We start from the raw sequence: 13,344 nt of genomic DNA, 5'->3' as shown, positions 1-13,344 counted from the left end.
TCCATCGCACCGGCCTGGCGCAGGGCTTGGCAGGAAGTGATCCCGTTCTTTGCTTTTGATCCCGCCATCCGAAAGATCATCTACACCACCAACGCAATTGAAAGCTTGAACCGTGTAATCCGCAAATCGATTAAGACGCGGGGATCGTTCCCGACCGAAGACGCAGCCACGAAGCTGATCTACTTGGCGATCCGCAAGTTTGAGAAAGGCGGCCGAAATGTTCGAGAATGGTTTGCGGCCCGCAATCATTTCGCCATAATGTTTGAGGATCGCTTCAATGCGTGACTGTATCTAAAACCCGCATGGGCCAGACCAGATACACAAAGTTCATGACACTCCCGGCGGAGAGGGTTTTGGTACCGGACGCTCCAAAGTTCGAAAAGCGCTGGTCGTCACGCCTGTTTGAAACAGGCGGACTCGAGGCTTTTCCTACCGTTGAAGATTTCTACGAGGTCTCGATCGCGTGTTTTTCAGGCCTCGCTTTGGATATGCTTTACGAAACCCTCGAAGGGCGATCCGCGCCTCACTGCGCCGGGCCTGATAGCGCAAGGCTGGCGGCCGGCTGGCGTAAGGCACTACAATATTCGTAGGCAGCCCACAAAAAAAGTGGCCATCCGCCTGGTTGCGACTTTAGTTGGTATTCGGCTCTCCACTCTCACCGGATATTCCCCGATCAATGCGAGCATGAAAACATGAATCTCACCCCCTAACGTCTGACATTTTCTCATATAAATCGTACACGTAATTGCGGTCGATTTTTTAGAATTTAGTTCTCAAAAATGATGTTTCGATAGCCGCCCTTTGTTGGGCGGTTTTTTTGTTCGAGGGTTTGCGGACTATTTAGAATAAGGTAGGGGACAGAAGCTTAAGAATTTTTGTGGTGGACACTAATTGCTTGCGGAATGGTCAGATCGTTCGCCGATCCCATTTGAAGCGCCATATAAATAAGGGGTAGGGGAGACATCAGTGGCCATTAAATGGTTGCCGGAACAGTTGTCGGACACAGGAGTTAATCGCCATTGCTAATGTTTTTTGACCTTTCGACCACATCGAATGGCCATTATGAATCTCTTGGACGCATAAGTATCTGAAGCGGCTTAGTTTCCTGAATGCCGATCCGAAAGGGTCGGCATTTTGCGTTGGAGTTTAGGAAGCTAGGCGCGGAAGTTGACGGAAGGCACCAGATGTTCGCATGAAGTTCTCAAGATGACGCTCGCCGAAAATTGGCTTTTTGGGGATACGACTATAACAAATTCAGACCGCGCTTATCGCTGGGCTACAAGACACCAGCAGAAGCGCGTCGTGCGCTTGCCCAAAACGAAGCCACGGAATATGAAATCCAAACCCGCAAACTCTCGTTATGAATGAGGGAGCCTCGGGGGGCAGCTTGCGCATCCGCCACGCCCTGCCACAGCGACAACCCGATGCTGACCGATGGAAGCTGATCACAAGCGGCTTTTGATACGGCCCCAAAGTTCTACTGCTCTTGAATAATCGCACTTTCCCATTCGCGAATGAAAATCTGCTGCTTGAGCTGGTCGAGATACGTCATCAACGCAGGTTCGAGGCTGATGGACGCACGGCCACTGGTGGCTTGAAAAGCATCAAGCGATGGCAAGGGGAAGTCCTTTGAGGAGCCTTCAGCTTGCAGGCCGATCAGGTGGCTCACGAAGGACTCAGCCAGGATCGGGTCCGATGCAGATTTGGACACGAATGCGGATCGCATCATCGTCGTCGGAAAGTCGGAGGGTAGGATAACGGTCAACGCGTCTTGGGTGTCTGCACGCGCCAATGCGTAGCTGCCAAGCACATTATAAGCGACCAAAATGCGACCTTCTGCGAGGTCGTCAATCATTTCACCCGAACAACAATAGAGCTGCGCGTCAAGACTGCCGATGACTTCCATGAGCCGCCAAAACGTTTCCGATGCACGGGCGTCTTGCGTTGCAAACAGGTACCCCAATCCCGAAAGGCGCACATCGTAGGTCCCGACTTTTCCGTCAAACAGCTCTGCGTTGGCACGTAGGACTTCGATCAGTTCCTGGCGTGTGGCGGGTATGGACAGTCCTCTAAACGCCGCGGTGTTGACGACGATGGCTGCGGGCTCGATGGTGAACGCAAACAGACTGCTGCGCCATTGCGCCCAGTCGGGATGCTCCAGCTCTCCTAGTCGCTGTGCAAAGCCGTCATTGGTGAGCTTGAGTTGCAAATCCATCGCGCTTGAAATGACGACGTCGAATTGGTCTGGGCTCTGGCGGAATAGATCATCCAGATCGGCTGTACCTGTGACAAGATATTCAACGGAAATGCCCGGCCGCTGTGCCATAAAACTCTCGATTATCGGGATAAAAAACGAGGTGTCTGTGCTGGAGAGTATCCGCAGCGTTTGCGGCGCGCTTTCGACCCCAAAGACCCGCTGATCCTCCCAGTCTTGTGCGGCGGCAAACAGGGGTAAGACAGAAAAGATTAGAATTGCAAAGTAACGCATGCGCCGCCTTCCGGTCTATTGGACAATACCATGGTGCCGTTGTGCGCGGTTGCCACGTCTTGCGCAATTGTCAACCCAAGTCCGGACCCGATGTGCCCCTGCGTATCACCGCCGCGAACAAACCGTCCGGCGAGCTTGTCCATCTCGGCGGGTAAGAACCCACGACCTTGATCAAGGACATCGACCGAAATACGCGGCTTTGTTTGAACGTGGATCGTAATCGACGTGTCCGCCGGCGCGTATTTAAGCGCATTGTCGATGAGGTTGCGAAAGGCGTTTTGCAGCAAGACCGGATCGCCCCGTATGATCGCGGGTTCGGTGCTTTCTAGGTCAATTGTGACATCGCGCATATCGGCCACAGGCATCATCCGTTGCACGAGATCACGCAACAACCCATCAAGTTCTACGTCTTCGCGTTCGAGGTTCTCGGCCCGAAAGGTGACCATCGCATGATCGAGCAGTTGCCCCGCCGCGCGCGAGCTTTCGTCGATTGCGCGCATCATGGAGCGCAAGGCGTCGCGGTTTTCCTGTGTCTCTACCCGCTGAAAGGTGGCCTCTGCGTAAGACCGCACAGTGGCCAGCGGCGTGCGGACACGGTGCGCCGCCTCGGCGATGAAGTCTTCGGATTGCTTTAGAGACTGGTCTAGCCGTGACATCAGCGTGTTCAGCGACCCCACCAGCGGGACCATTTCAGACGGCACCGGTTTGAGGAATGGGCTGAGGTCTTGCGGGCCGCGCCGGGTCACGGATGTCGTCAGACGGCTTAGTTGGCCGATTGTCGTTGACGCCGCCCAAAATGCCAATGCTGTTGCAAGGGCGAAGAAGCCCGCCCCGAACAGGGCGACGTTGCGTGAAATCCTATTCAGCGTTTCGGCCAGCGCGTCTTGGGTCTGTGCCACGCTGACAGAGACCTGTCGCGGTGTGTCTATCCCGATCAGAATGCGGCTTGCAGTGGCGACACGGATGGTGGCGTTGTCATAGTTCGTCGATGTGAACATACTCTCACCGGATTGGACGGGCAGGACAGCCCCTAATCCATCGTAGCCAGACAGCAGCGCGCCATCCTCGTAGATCGCATAGAACACGCGGTCGTCGGCCGATGTGCTGAGCATGGACAGGGACGCATAGGGAAAGTCCAATTCCACAGCGCCGTCTCGCAAAACAGCGGCGTCAAGAATGGAAGAGACCGACGCCCCGAGAATGCTGTCTTGTCCCTGCTGGGCTATCTGGGTCGCGTAGGCCCGTACAACAAAGAATAACAGTACCGCAAGAAGCGCCGCCCCACCGGTCAGGATCATCGCCAGCCGATTGCGCAGCGATCCAAAGACGACGACGTTATTCGTCATGATCGAGCCTGTAGCCTAAACCACGCAGGGTTGTGATCTGAACGCTGGACCCTTCGAGATGTTTGCGAAGCCGTCCAATATACACCTCGACCGCGTTTTCGGACACATCGTCCTCATACGAAAACAGCCGATCTACCAGTTTTTGCTTTGAAAAGACCCGCCCCTTGGCGTTTGTCAAAAGCTCAAGCAATCGCAGTTCCCGGTTGCGCAAATTGATCGTCGTGCCTTTGACGTTTAGGTACCCTCTGACAGGGTCAAATTCGACGTCTCCCAAACGGGTTGTCGGTTGCGCCGTACCGCTTTTGCGGCGCAACACCGCGCGACAACGGGCCTGCAATTCGGCGTGATCAAAAGGCTTGGTAACGTAATCATCTGCGCCAAGATCAAGCATGCTGATTCGATCTGAAACCTGACTGCGCGCTGTCAAAACGATCACCGGCGTGTCATTTTTCGCAGCACGGTGCTGCTTGAGAAAGCTGCGCCCATCCCCGTCGGGCAACATGATGTCGAGCAAGATAAGATCGTATTCACCGACCTGCGCGAAGGCCACAGCCTCGCTGATTTTTGCAGCGTGATCAACCTGATGCCCATCCAGTCCCATGCGGGAACAGATCGCATTTGCCAGCTCCGGATTGTCTTCGACGAGGAGGAATTTCATGCGCTCTTTGTCCTTTAGAAGGCTGATGACAGGTCTATGTCAGGTTGATGTGATTGCCTCGTCCGACAGAGCCGTAGGGAGAACGGCTATCAAAAGGGAGAAGACAATGACAACTTTTAAGATGGGCCGTCGTGCCCTGATCGCGACGGCTGTCGCGACGCTTGGTTTTGGAACGTCTGCATTTGCGGATAGTCACCAAGTGCTCGACAGCATCCATTTCCTGGTTCCCGGCGGTGCTGGCGGCGGTTGGGATGGAACAGCACGCGGCACGGGGGAAGCTTTGACAGTATCCGGACTTATTGGCGCTGCATCCTACGAGAACATGTCCGGTGGCGGCGGCGGCACAGCGATCGCGTATCTGATCGAAAACGCCGAGAGCAACTATGGCACACTGATGGTCAATTCGACCCCGCTCGTCATCCGTGGCCTGACAGGTGAAATTTCCCAGACCTACCGCGATCTGACGTTGGTAGCAGGGACGATCGGTGATTATGCGGCTCTCGTGGTTGGCAAAGACAGCCCGATCAACTCGATGGAAGACTTCCTCGCGGCCTATGATGCGGACGCTGCTGGCACGCCCATCGGTGGCGGGTCTGTTCCCGGCGGCCTTGATCACGTTGTTGCGGCGATGGTGATGCAAGCAGCCGGGCGCGATGCGCTCGATGTGAACTACATTCCATATGATGCAGGCGGCACCGCGATGGCAGCGTTGCTATCGGGCGAGATCAAGGCACTGTCCACGGGGCTCTCCGAGGCGATTGATTTGTCCGAAGCAGGCGAGGTCAAAATCATCGGTGTTACGTCGCCAGAACGCGTTCCGGCGTCGCCAGACGCCATGACGATGGTGGAGCAAGGCATCGACACGACGTTCGTCAACTGGCGCGGATTCTTTGCAGCACCGGGTCTTCCAGCGAAAGATCTGGCGGCCTATCAGGATGTGATCAAAAAGATGTACGATACCGAAGAATGGGAGGCTGTGCGCGCCCGCAACGGTTGGGTCAACATCCACAACCCCGGCGACGATTTCCGCACATTCCTTGATAACCAAGAGCAGGTTATCGGTGATCTGATGCGTCAACTGGGCTTCTTGTAAGCCTATTAAAACGGGCGGCGCACACAGTGTGCCGCCCGTTTTAACATTCAAATTTGGGGGGAATTGGTCGGATGGCCTTGGATCGTTGGATCGCTCTTGTTCTGTTGAGCACATGTTTACTTTATGGCTACGTCGCGTGGTTCACGATGGACGCCAATTTGGCGCCTTTTATGCAGCGCAAACCGGTCTGGCCCAGCTCGTTCCCGAAAATCCTGTCAATACTCGGCACTGCGCTGTCGCTCGTCATTCTGCTTGGCCTTGAAAAGGGAGAGCAGGTGATAGGCGAGATCGATCACCGTCGTCTGACAGATTACAAGCTTGGGCAGGCGATCTTGATGCTGGCCTTAATGGTAGCCTATGCGCTCTGCCTGCGCCCACTGGGGTTTCTGGGATCAACCACCGCCTTTCTGGTCGCCGGATCGTTCATCTTGGGTGAACGCAGATGGCATGTGATGATCCCTGTGTCGCTGCTGACGGCGGGGACCATCTGGTATCTTGTGCAGGAAGTCCTCGGGATTTTTCTGCGCCCATTGCCATTCTTCTTGGGGAACTGATCGCATGCTCGAAGGAATACTGATTGGCCTGCAAACGGCCCTGTCTGTCCAAAACCTTGCGATGGTCATTGGCGGCTGTCTGATCGGCACGTTCATCGGCATGCTGCCGGGTCTCGGGCCGATGTCGATCATCGCGATCATGATCCCGATTGCCATTTCACTGGGTGATCCATCCGCTGCGCTGATCCTGCTCGCAGGGGTGTATTACGGCGCGATCTTTGGCGGATCGACATCGTCAATCCTGCTGAATGCGCCCGGTGTCGCAGGGACCGTTGCGTCCAGCTTTGACGGCTATCCGATGGCGATGCAGGGCAAAGCGGGCAAGGCGCTGACGATTGCGGCCATCGCCAGTTTCGCGGGCGGCACGGTCGGTGCTATATTGCTGATGATTTTTGCCCCGATGCTAAGCTCTGTCGCGCTGCTTTTTCACTCTGCCGAATACTTCGGACTGATGGTCGTCGGACTGTCGGCCATCGCGGCTTTTGCAGGAAACGGTCAAGTTGCCAAAGCGTTGCTGATGACGGTGTTGGGGCTGATGATGGCAACCGTCGGTCTTGGGTCGTTGTTCAACATGCCCCGCTTTACCGGCGGCATGATGGAGCTACAGTCGGGGTTCGGATTTGTCACCTTGGCGATGGCGATGTTCGCCCTGCCAGAGGCGATATTTCTTGTCCTCAAGCCTAAAAACATGGGCGACAGCGGTGGCGAAATCAAAGATTTGCGCATTACCCGCGCAGAGGCGCGCGCCATAGCACCTGTCATCGGTCGCCAATCCGTTCAGGGGTTTTTCATCGGTGTTCTGCCAGGGGCTGGGGCGACAATCGCGTCCTTCTTGGGCTACGCCGTCGAGCGTAATATCGCGCCAAAACACGAGCAGGACGAATTTGGCAAAGGGTCCATCAAAGGTCTTGCTGCACCCGAAACCGCCAACAACGCCGCGTGTACCGGATCGTTCGTGCCATTGCTTACGCTTGGTATCCCGGGGTCTGGCACGACGGCCATTCTACTGGGTGCGTTGATCGCGCTGAACGTCACACCGGGGCCACGCCTTATGATCGACGAGCCGCAGATTTTCTGGGCTGTCATCATGTCCATGTTCATCGGTAATTTCGTTTTGTTGATCCTGAACCTGCCGTTGATCCCCTATATCGCCAAGGTCCTCGCAATCCCGCGCAATTATCTGATCCCCTTCATTTTGTTTTTCACTTTGATGGGCGCGTATATAGGTCAAAACAACGCTACCGAATTGCTGCTGCTTGTCGCCTTTGGGGTCTGCGGCATTGCGCTGAAATTCGCGAATTTTCCGCTGCCACCCTTGCTCATCGGCTTTATCCTGGGCGGCATGATGGAAGATAATTTTGCCCGTTCAATGCAGCTTTATGGCGGTCTATCTTTCATTTGGGAGCGTCCGATGACATTGGGGATTCTGATCGTTGCGGTCTTGCTGGTTCTGTTGCCGGGTATCCGCGCGCTGCGCCTGCGGGCGAAGGGCGTCTGATAAGCGGTATAACAGACGCGTGCTCGTGCCTGTCCAACGTGATTACGCAACAGCTTGAAGCAGAAACAGAGAATGGGTTCCCCCATTCTCTGTTCAAAGCACCCTTCGGTAGTACGAGGTAAAACCTACCGAAGGTCTAGCCTGATCTTAGAAGCCCAGGACCAGCGAAACGCCCAGGGTATTGTCGGTCGATTTCAGACCGGCAGACGGGTCGGTGTTGTAGTCTGTGCGATAGCTCACGCGTGTCGACAGATTGTTCGACATCTTGTAGTTGATGCCTGCATCGTTCGAGAAGATCGTGTTTGCATCCGACCCAAGAATGTCGGTGTCATTGGTGAAAGAAACCATATCTGTCAAAGCGTAGAAATAGCGCGAAGACACAATAAATCCGAATTCAGTATCAGATACGCCAGCTGCGTCTTTGTAGTAACGCGCACCGGGGCCTGCTTGGACACGCCATGTGTGGTCCGGTTCATTCAAGACGCGGTAACCGGGGCCAAAGCCAAGGAAAGCGTCGGTTTCAGAGCCCGGGACAATCGCGCCGGAGGTGTCGGTGAGCAGGCCGTCATATTGAAAGCGACCAATCCCAAACATGTAGAATTCCGGTGTGAAATAACGGCTGGCTTCATATGTGCCAAAGAACTTTTCTTCGTTCTTGATGCCGTTTGCTTCGCCGTATTCCACCGCGAACCCGACAAGGTGGTTCCAGTCGCCAATGCCGTATGTCAGACGGCCAGCGCCCGCCAATTCACCGTTGTCGGTGTTGCCGGATGTGCCCGATGCGGAAAGTGCAAACGAACCGCGCCAGCCTTGAGCCACGCCAGTCGCGCCAAAGCGATCCGCGTCTTGACCGCGACGCTGGTCGCGTTCGACTTCGGTGGTGATGTCGTCGATTTGGTCATTCAAGCCGGTTACACCGGTCAATGTGCTTTGTGCCGATACAGGTGCAGCAACGATCAGTGCCAGCGTGGAAACTGTGGCAAACTTTGCAAGAGTGTTCATGGGTCAATCCTTCCCCAAAAGAAGTGATCCGAACCGGGAATGGTCCGAAAGCAACTCTGCTGGAACAGGGTTTAACGCCGCAGTTAAGATGATGATAATTCAATTTAGTTTTACATGAAACGATAATTACTCGTTTGTATTTTGGGAAGGTAACACCGGTTCATAATCCTCCATCGCGGATAATTCGTCGACGAGATATTCTTGATCTTTTTCAGCCGCATGGACGACGGCCTTCAATGTCTTGCGGGCCAGCTCGGCCAGATCAGCATCAATGTCCTCGCGCCAAACCATCCAAGAAGGGTAATGAAACCGTGGCGCGTCCGCCACAATGTAAAGCTTTTCTTCGTCTAAATAACGCCTGACCGATCTGGCGGGCAAGAAACCAGCCGCATGCCGGTTGACGATATACTCCATCGCCAAGGCCCCCAATGCCAGTGACTGGCCAGAATCGGTGAGATGAGGAAGAGCAACCGCCAGCGCGTGGGTGAACTCTGGTCCCCAATCCACGGCAACATACCCGTCGAGGTTTTCCAGCGTCGCGTTGGGATAAGAGGCAACAAGGATCAACTCATCGTCCAATGCCGGTTCGACGATCAAGCCGGGGCGAAGCTGGGGCGTGTATAAAAGTGCTGCCTGAACCACGCCCTCAACGAGAAATCGTGTGATGCGGTCTGGCATACCAACCTCGCCATGCACACTAAGCTCGGGCATCGTCGTTTGAAGCGCATCAAGCCAGCGAAAGCCCAAACCCGGCCAAAGCGAATACTGCGCACCGATACTGAGGGCGCGTGAATAGCCATGCGGGATAGAGATTTTCTGTCGCGCTTCCTCCCAGATTTTCAAAAGGCTCAGCGCGTAGGGCTCGAATTGTTGCCCCTCGGCGGTCAAGACTGCACCCGCCTTGGATCGGATGAACAGCTGGTGCCCCAAACTATCCTCGAGACGCTGAATGCGCAGGCTGATGGCTGATTGCGTCACAAAAAGCCGATCTCGCGCGGCAACGAACGAACCTGTGTTGGCAACCTCAAGGAACGTTTTGATCAGGGTAATGTCCATTGTCTATCCATAAGCTAAACTTGCCTTAAGTATCATTCCTATTCGTTATTAGAATGCCATAAAAGCCCTTATGTAGATGTCAGCAAGGCGAAGAACGGGGATTCGGGTGTTTGAACCCAAAGGGTAGCTGTTGCCGCTTCCTTTCCGGAGGGTCGCTTTGAAGGACAGGCCAAGGCCTGATGCACAAAAGGAAACTGAGTATGTTGAATGCAAAAGTAGTACTTATCGCCGCAATGATCGGCGCGCTGGCAAGCCTCTCGGCCTGTTCCACCGAACAAGTCGTGGACAACACCGTCGGCGCAACTGGTTTCGTCGCTAAAACCGCGGTTAAAGGCACTGTTGGCGCGGGCCGATTGGCCGTCAAAGGTGTCAAAAAGGTCTCGGGCACCGAATAAGCAGGCGCTCTCAATCTCCTAAACGATGTTCTGAATGGCACGCTGAAAAGCGTGTCATTTTTTGTTTCTTAGGCGGATTACTGTCGATTTCTGAGCGCAGCGCCTGCGTTTTTACGCAGAATATATGAAGAAAGATTTGCGCGGATAATTGGACAAGAAGACGATCGGATGAACGCGCGATCCGCAGTTGGGGTGGTCCGACGACATCGCCGGCGGATTGGGCTTTACGCGATGGACTGTGCATAGATGCTATGACAGATTTGCTGCATGAAGCCCCTTGAAGACCCCGCAAATTTTGCCACGGCCATTATTGACCTCGCCGCAGCGCGCGGCGCGGATAAGACGATTTGCCCTTCTGAAGTTGCCCGCCATCTTGGAGGGCAGGACGAGGCGGCGTGGCGGCCTTTGATGGATCCTATACGCGAGCAGGCGATCAGGTTGGCCGAAGAGGGTGCAATATTGATCAAGCAAGGTGGCACGCCGGTCGACACCAAGGACCTTAGCGGAATCTACCGCATCGCCATCGTTAAGGACACGCGTTAAGCGCTCGGAAGGCTACGCCACCAATCAGCATAGGGCGTATTCTTGGGGTGGTGACGGTTCACGTCCGGCGCACCGTCGTCCCACCAGACCGGTCCCCGTTCGCCGAGCGCAACCTTTGCCGCCTGCACCTGAGCGCGCGCCTCTCTCAATTCTTCATCGGATTTTGCTGTTTTCACCAAAGACCGCGCCTGCATAAGCCGCTTTACCTGCGTCGTGCGCTCCGCCTCTGGGAGGGTGGGGTTGGTGCAGCGCCACAGGCGGTCCTTCACCAGAAAATAACGACCGTCCGGGGTCACGGGATAGGCTTTACCGGCCATCAGAAGCTGCAAAAATGTGTGTCGTGGTCCGACACGGGCGCATCGCCAAAGTCAGCTTGATCCGGGATCCGACCAAAGGCGATTTTGGCACCCAGATAGCCGCCCGGCACGGTGCTGCGCGGGCCGAGTGAAATCGCATCCGGCCCATGGGTCGCACGCAATCTGTCCATAACATCGCTCACGTCCTCCCAACGGTTTTGTTCATCACGCAACGTGCCATTGCCAGTGTCCTGGTCGCTGAAAAGATCCTCGGTCATATTCTCATCGCTGACCAATCCATGCAACATCACACTGACCGATCTTGGCCGAAAGGGGAGGGCGGCACGCGCCGCGGTCAGCCCTTCATTCAGCGCAGTGAGAAAACGGTGATCGTCCCGCGCAGGGAGAAATTGCGCCTCCCATCCCCAACGAAGCTTGGCTTTGCCTGTGCGTGACATCGGTCGTTCACCGCCGCGAAAGCCCAGTGACAGCTTGGTTGCGCGCAAATCAGCGCGCCGCAGCCGACGGCCTGCGCTGATCGTGAGTTGCTGTGCACATTCGCGCAGCTTATCGGGGCTGCGCCAATCTGCCGGCAACATCCGGCTGTGCCCAAACATGCGTTTAACGGTGGCGGGGCGTTCCGCATGGGTACCATGAAGCTCACACCAAAACCGCTCTCCCTCGACGCTGCCCCAAATCGCACGCGCCTGTTTTGGGGCAAGACGCCAAAGCCCATCAAAATCCGAAATACCGGCGGCGTTCAGACGTGCCTCCATGCCCTGTGAAATACCCGGCAACTTTCGCAGCGCCAAATGCGCCAACTGATCCGGTAGCGCAGTGGCTTCGATCAAGGTGAAACCATCCGGCTTGTTCATTTCGGCCCCGATCTTAGCCAGTGTTTCAGTGGGGGCCATCCCGATAGAGCACGTTAATATATCACTAAAATTTGTCGCCAAAGCCCGTTTAATGCGGCGCGCCAAAGCTTCGCCCTCGCGTGCCTCACTGGGCAGAAGATGGCAGACCACCTCATCAATCGACCGGACCTTGGCCACGGGCAGGCAGGTTTCTATGACCTCTAAAATACGATTGTGCAGGCGCACATAGACATCGTGCCGCGCGACGACAAATACCATGTCAGGGATCAACGCCCGCGCCTCTGACATCTTTGCCATAGACCTTAGACCAAGCGCCTTCGCCTCGCGGCTGATTGCAATGCAGCCCGTATGAGGCGAATCGAGCGGGATCACCCCCACAGGCTTACCGCGCAGGTCGGGATTGAAATGCTGCTCTGCCGTGGCAAAAAAACTATCGAAATCAAGGTAAAGGCGTTCCACTGCATGGGTTTGGCCTCGAAAGTTATACGTCATCGGGTGCTACTCTATAACCGCAGGAACATTATAGGAACATTTCTGCGACGCGCCAACCCCAACGGGCAGGCGCGCCGAAACCTGAATGAAGGCCTGTGCCGCCTAACAGATGGCTCAATGGTTCCAACATCGGCCATGACCGTCTTGCGAAAGGCGATGTGATACGCCGTCTGATGGAAGTTTCGCCAAAAAGGGGCGAGAGCTGTAACTTGATCGACAAACAGCAGCGGCGCGAAGGCGGAGTTCGCGGCGGCTGTGACTGTCTGATAGGTTTTTTCACGGAAACGCGATCGAAAAAGAAGGCGCCGAGGCGCCTCCTTTAAAGCTTTAAATCCGGTACCCGCGTTAAATTAATCGAGACCCAGTTCTTCGGCGAGACGGATGCCCGGCTCAAGAATGCGTACTTCGGCTTCGTTGAATTCTGGCATGCTCTCCAGACGATCTTCGGTCACACCGGGGACGATCACTTCATCCTCACGCAGGATTAGCTTTTCAACTGGGATGGCGACTTCGTTTTCGCCCATACCAAGGAAACCACCGACACCGATGATAGCAACAATGGTATCGCCCCGCACACCGATAAAGTCGATCTCGCCAACGTCTTCGCCAGTCTCGGTGGCAACGCTGCGGCCGGTCAGCTCTTCAGCAGTCAGGTTGAAGATCGGCAGACGCTGCACATCCTCCTGATAGCGCTTGCGGTCTTCGTCAGACATGTTGCCCTGCGCGTCAGCATTGAAATCTTCCATCAAGACGCGTGCCTGCCCTTGCTCGACGGGAGTGTCATGAACTTTGTGTATCTGGTCTGGCCCATGCGGGTTTTAGATACAGTCACGCATTGAAGCGATCCTCAAACATTATGGCGAAATGATTGCGGGCCGCAAACCATTCTCGAACATTTCGGCCGCCTTTCTCAAACTTGCGGATCGCCAAGTAGATCAGCTTCGTGGCTGCGTCTTCGGTCGGGAACGATCCCCGCGTCTTAATCGATTTGCGGATTACACGGTTCAAGCTTTCAATTGCGTTGGTGGTGTAGATGATCTTTCGGATG

At 55.3% G+C, this 13,344-nt stretch carries 15 protein-coding genes and 1 pseudogene; 7 read left to right on the top strand and 9 right to left on the bottom strand.

Features of this window, described 5'->3' with window-relative positions; all coding sequences use genetic code 11:
• Both BLQ98_RS17370 and BLQ98_RS18160 read left to right on the top strand, forming a co-directional pair.
• On the top strand, positions 1–285 hold a 285-nt coding region (locus BLQ98_RS17370), incomplete at its 5' end, for a transposase (protein ID WP_141135374.1).
• A 926-nt stretch (positions 286–1,211) separates the two neighbouring features.
• Positions 1,212–1,364, top strand: a pseudogene (locus BLQ98_RS18160) (integrase core domain-containing protein); the annotation flags it as partial.
• Between the two features lie 113 nt (positions 1,365–1,477).
• Here the strand turns inward: BLQ98_RS18160 and BLQ98_RS17360 are convergent.
• Genes BLQ98_RS17360 through BLQ98_RS17350 form a run of 3 tightly spaced genes read right to left on the bottom strand, consistent with a single transcriptional unit; the run spans position 1,478 to position 4,492 of the window.
• Positions 1,478–2,488 (bottom strand): ABC transporter substrate-binding protein, encoded by a 1,011-nt coding sequence (locus tag BLQ98_RS17360; protein ID WP_093734458.1) that lies wholly within the window; start codon positions 2,486–2,488, stop codon positions 1,478–1,480.
• Positions 2,467–3,834: a sensor histidine kinase gene (locus tag BLQ98_RS17355; protein WP_093734457.1), complete on the bottom strand. Its 1,368-nt coding sequence runs from the start codon at positions 3,832–3,834 to the stop codon at positions 2,467–2,469. Before BLQ98_RS17355 ends, BLQ98_RS17360 begins: the two co-directional genes overlap by 22 nt.
• Positions 3,824–4,492 carry a response regulator transcription factor gene (locus tag BLQ98_RS17350; RefSeq protein ID WP_093734456.1) on the bottom strand — a complete coding sequence of 223 codons (669 nt, stop codon included), beginning with the start codon at positions 4,490–4,492 and terminating at the stop codon, positions 3,824–3,826. The genes BLQ98_RS17355 and BLQ98_RS17350 overlap by 11 nt, the downstream gene beginning before the upstream one ends.
• Before the next feature lie 106 nt (positions 4,493–4,598).
• Between BLQ98_RS17350 and BLQ98_RS17345 the strand changes: the two genes are divergently transcribed.
• The 3 genes from BLQ98_RS17345 to BLQ98_RS17335 all read left to right on the top strand — a co-directional run bounded on the left by BLQ98_RS17345 (position 4,599) and on the right by BLQ98_RS17335 (position 7,637).
• Positions 4,599–5,585 (top strand): Bug family tripartite tricarboxylate transporter substrate binding protein, encoded by a 987-nt coding sequence (locus BLQ98_RS17345; protein ID WP_093734455.1) that lies wholly within the window; start codon positions 4,599–4,601, stop codon positions 5,583–5,585.
• 71 nt (positions 5,586–5,656) lie between these two features.
• Complete coding sequence (locus BLQ98_RS17340; RefSeq protein ID WP_093734454.1) at positions 5,657–6,139, top strand: tripartite tricarboxylate transporter TctB family protein; 483 nt, start codon at positions 5,657–5,659, stop codon at positions 6,137–6,139.
• A gap of 4 nt (positions 6,140–6,143) precedes the next feature.
• Positions 6,144–7,637 carry a tripartite tricarboxylate transporter permease gene (locus tag BLQ98_RS17335; protein ID WP_093734453.1) on the top strand — a complete coding sequence of 498 codons (1,494 nt, stop codon included), beginning with the start codon at positions 6,144–6,146 and terminating at the stop codon, positions 7,635–7,637.
• A 147-nt stretch (positions 7,638–7,784) separates the two neighbouring features.
• Here the strand turns inward: BLQ98_RS17335 and BLQ98_RS17330 are convergent, their stop codons facing one another.
• Together BLQ98_RS17330 and BLQ98_RS17325 are read right to left on the bottom strand one after the other, a co-directional pair.
• Positions 7,785–8,639 carry a DUF481 domain-containing protein gene (locus tag BLQ98_RS17330; protein ID WP_093734452.1) on the bottom strand — a complete coding sequence of 285 codons (855 nt, stop codon included), beginning with the start codon at positions 8,637–8,639 and terminating at the stop codon, positions 7,785–7,787.
• Between the two features lie 126 nt (positions 8,640–8,765).
• The gene (locus tag BLQ98_RS17325; protein WP_093734451.1) at positions 8,766–9,695 is read right to left on the bottom strand and encodes a LysR family transcriptional regulator; all 930 of its coding nucleotides are present in this window, start codon (positions 9,693–9,695) and stop codon (positions 8,766–8,768) included.
• Positions 9,696–9,895: 200 nt separating this feature from the next.
• Between BLQ98_RS17325 and BLQ98_RS17320 the strand changes: the two genes are divergently transcribed.
• On the top strand, positions 9,896–10,090 hold the full coding sequence (locus BLQ98_RS17320; RefSeq protein ID WP_093734450.1) for a hypothetical protein: 195 nt from the start codon (positions 9,896–9,898) through the stop codon (positions 10,088–10,090).
• A 267-nt stretch (positions 10,091–10,357) separates the two neighbouring features.
• Positions 10,358–10,633, top strand: coding sequence for a DUF3253 domain-containing protein (locus tag BLQ98_RS17315; RefSeq protein ID WP_093734449.1), 276 nt, complete (start codon positions 10,358–10,360; stop codon positions 10,631–10,633).
• On the opposite strand, the gene BLQ98_RS17310 is transcribed toward BLQ98_RS17315, so the two are convergent.
• The 4 genes from BLQ98_RS17310 to BLQ98_RS17295 form a co-directional block, all read right to left on the bottom strand.
• Complete coding sequence (locus BLQ98_RS17310; RefSeq protein WP_093734448.1) at positions 10,630–10,950, bottom strand: hypothetical protein; 321 nt, start codon at positions 10,948–10,950, stop codon at positions 10,630–10,632. The two genes, BLQ98_RS17315 and BLQ98_RS17310, sit on opposite strands and share 4 nt — an antisense overlap.
• Complete coding sequence (locus tag BLQ98_RS17305) at positions 10,950–12,296, bottom strand: Y-family DNA polymerase (protein ID WP_093734447.1); 1,347 nt, start codon at positions 12,294–12,296, stop codon at positions 10,950–10,952. The genes BLQ98_RS17310 and BLQ98_RS17305 overlap by 1 nt, the downstream gene beginning before the upstream one ends.
• A gap of 350 nt (positions 12,297–12,646) precedes the next feature.
• Positions 12,647–13,042 (bottom strand): PRC-barrel domain-containing protein, encoded by a 396-nt coding sequence (locus BLQ98_RS17300; RefSeq protein WP_244148480.1) that lies wholly within the window; start codon positions 13,040–13,042, stop codon positions 12,647–12,649.
• Between the two features lie 82 nt (positions 13,043–13,124).
• Positions 13,125–13,344: transposase (locus tag BLQ98_RS17295; protein ID WP_141135325.1), on the bottom strand; the 220-nt coding region annotated here is incomplete at its 5' end.

Source organism: Sulfitobacter litoralis (assembly GCF_900103185.1).
Classification (GTDB): Bacteria; Pseudomonadota; Alphaproteobacteria; order Rhodobacterales; family Rhodobacteraceae; genus Sulfitobacter; species Sulfitobacter litoralis.
Note: the sequence above shows the minus strand (reverse complement) of the source record. Positions and strands in the feature narration are given on the sequence as shown.

Bases quoted from the DNA above. Each gene is read 5' to 3' on its own strand.
- BLQ98_RS17330 (WP_093734452.1), bottom strand. From the start codon at position 8,639: ATGAACACTCTTGCAAAGTTTGCCACAGTTTCCACGCTGGCACTGATC.
- BLQ98_RS17325 (WP_093734451.1), bottom strand. From the start codon at position 9,695: ATGGACATTACCCTGATCAAAACGTTCCTTGAGGTTGCCAACACAGGT.
- BLQ98_RS17355 (WP_093734457.1), bottom strand. From the start codon at position 3,834: ATGACGAATAACGTCGTCGTCTTTGGATCGCTGCGCAATCGGCTGGCG.
- BLQ98_RS17310 (WP_093734448.1), bottom strand. From the start codon at position 10,950: ATGGCCGGTAAAGCCTATCCCGTGACCCCGGACGGTCGTTATTTTCTG.
- BLQ98_RS17305 (WP_093734447.1), bottom strand. From the start codon at position 12,296: ATGACGTATAACTTTCGAGGCCAAACCCATGCAGTGGAACGCCTTTAC.
- BLQ98_RS17320 (WP_093734450.1), top strand. From the start codon at position 9,896: ATGTTGAATGCAAAAGTAGTACTTATCGCCGCAATGATCGGCGCGCTG.
- BLQ98_RS17360 (WP_093734458.1), bottom strand. From the start codon at position 2,488: ATGCGTTACTTTGCAATTCTAATCTTTTCTGTCTTACCCCTGTTTGCC.
- BLQ98_RS17315 (WP_093734449.1), top strand. From the start codon at position 10,358: ATGAAGCCCCTTGAAGACCCCGCAAATTTTGCCACGGCCATTATTGAC.
- BLQ98_RS17335 (WP_093734453.1), top strand. From the start codon at position 6,144: ATGCTCGAAGGAATACTGATTGGCCTGCAAACGGCCCTGTCTGTCCAA.
- BLQ98_RS17350 (WP_093734456.1), bottom strand. From the start codon at position 4,492: ATGAAATTCCTCCTCGTCGAAGACAATCCGGAGCTGGCAAATGCGATC.
- BLQ98_RS17345 (WP_093734455.1), top strand. From the start codon at position 4,599: ATGACAACTTTTAAGATGGGCCGTCGTGCCCTGATCGCGACGGCTGTC.
- BLQ98_RS17340 (WP_093734454.1), top strand. From the start codon at position 5,657: ATGGCCTTGGATCGTTGGATCGCTCTTGTTCTGTTGAGCACATGTTTA.
- BLQ98_RS17300 (WP_244148480.1), bottom strand. From the start codon at position 13,042: ATGGAAGATTTCAATGCTGACGCGCAGGGCAACATGTCTGACGAAGAC.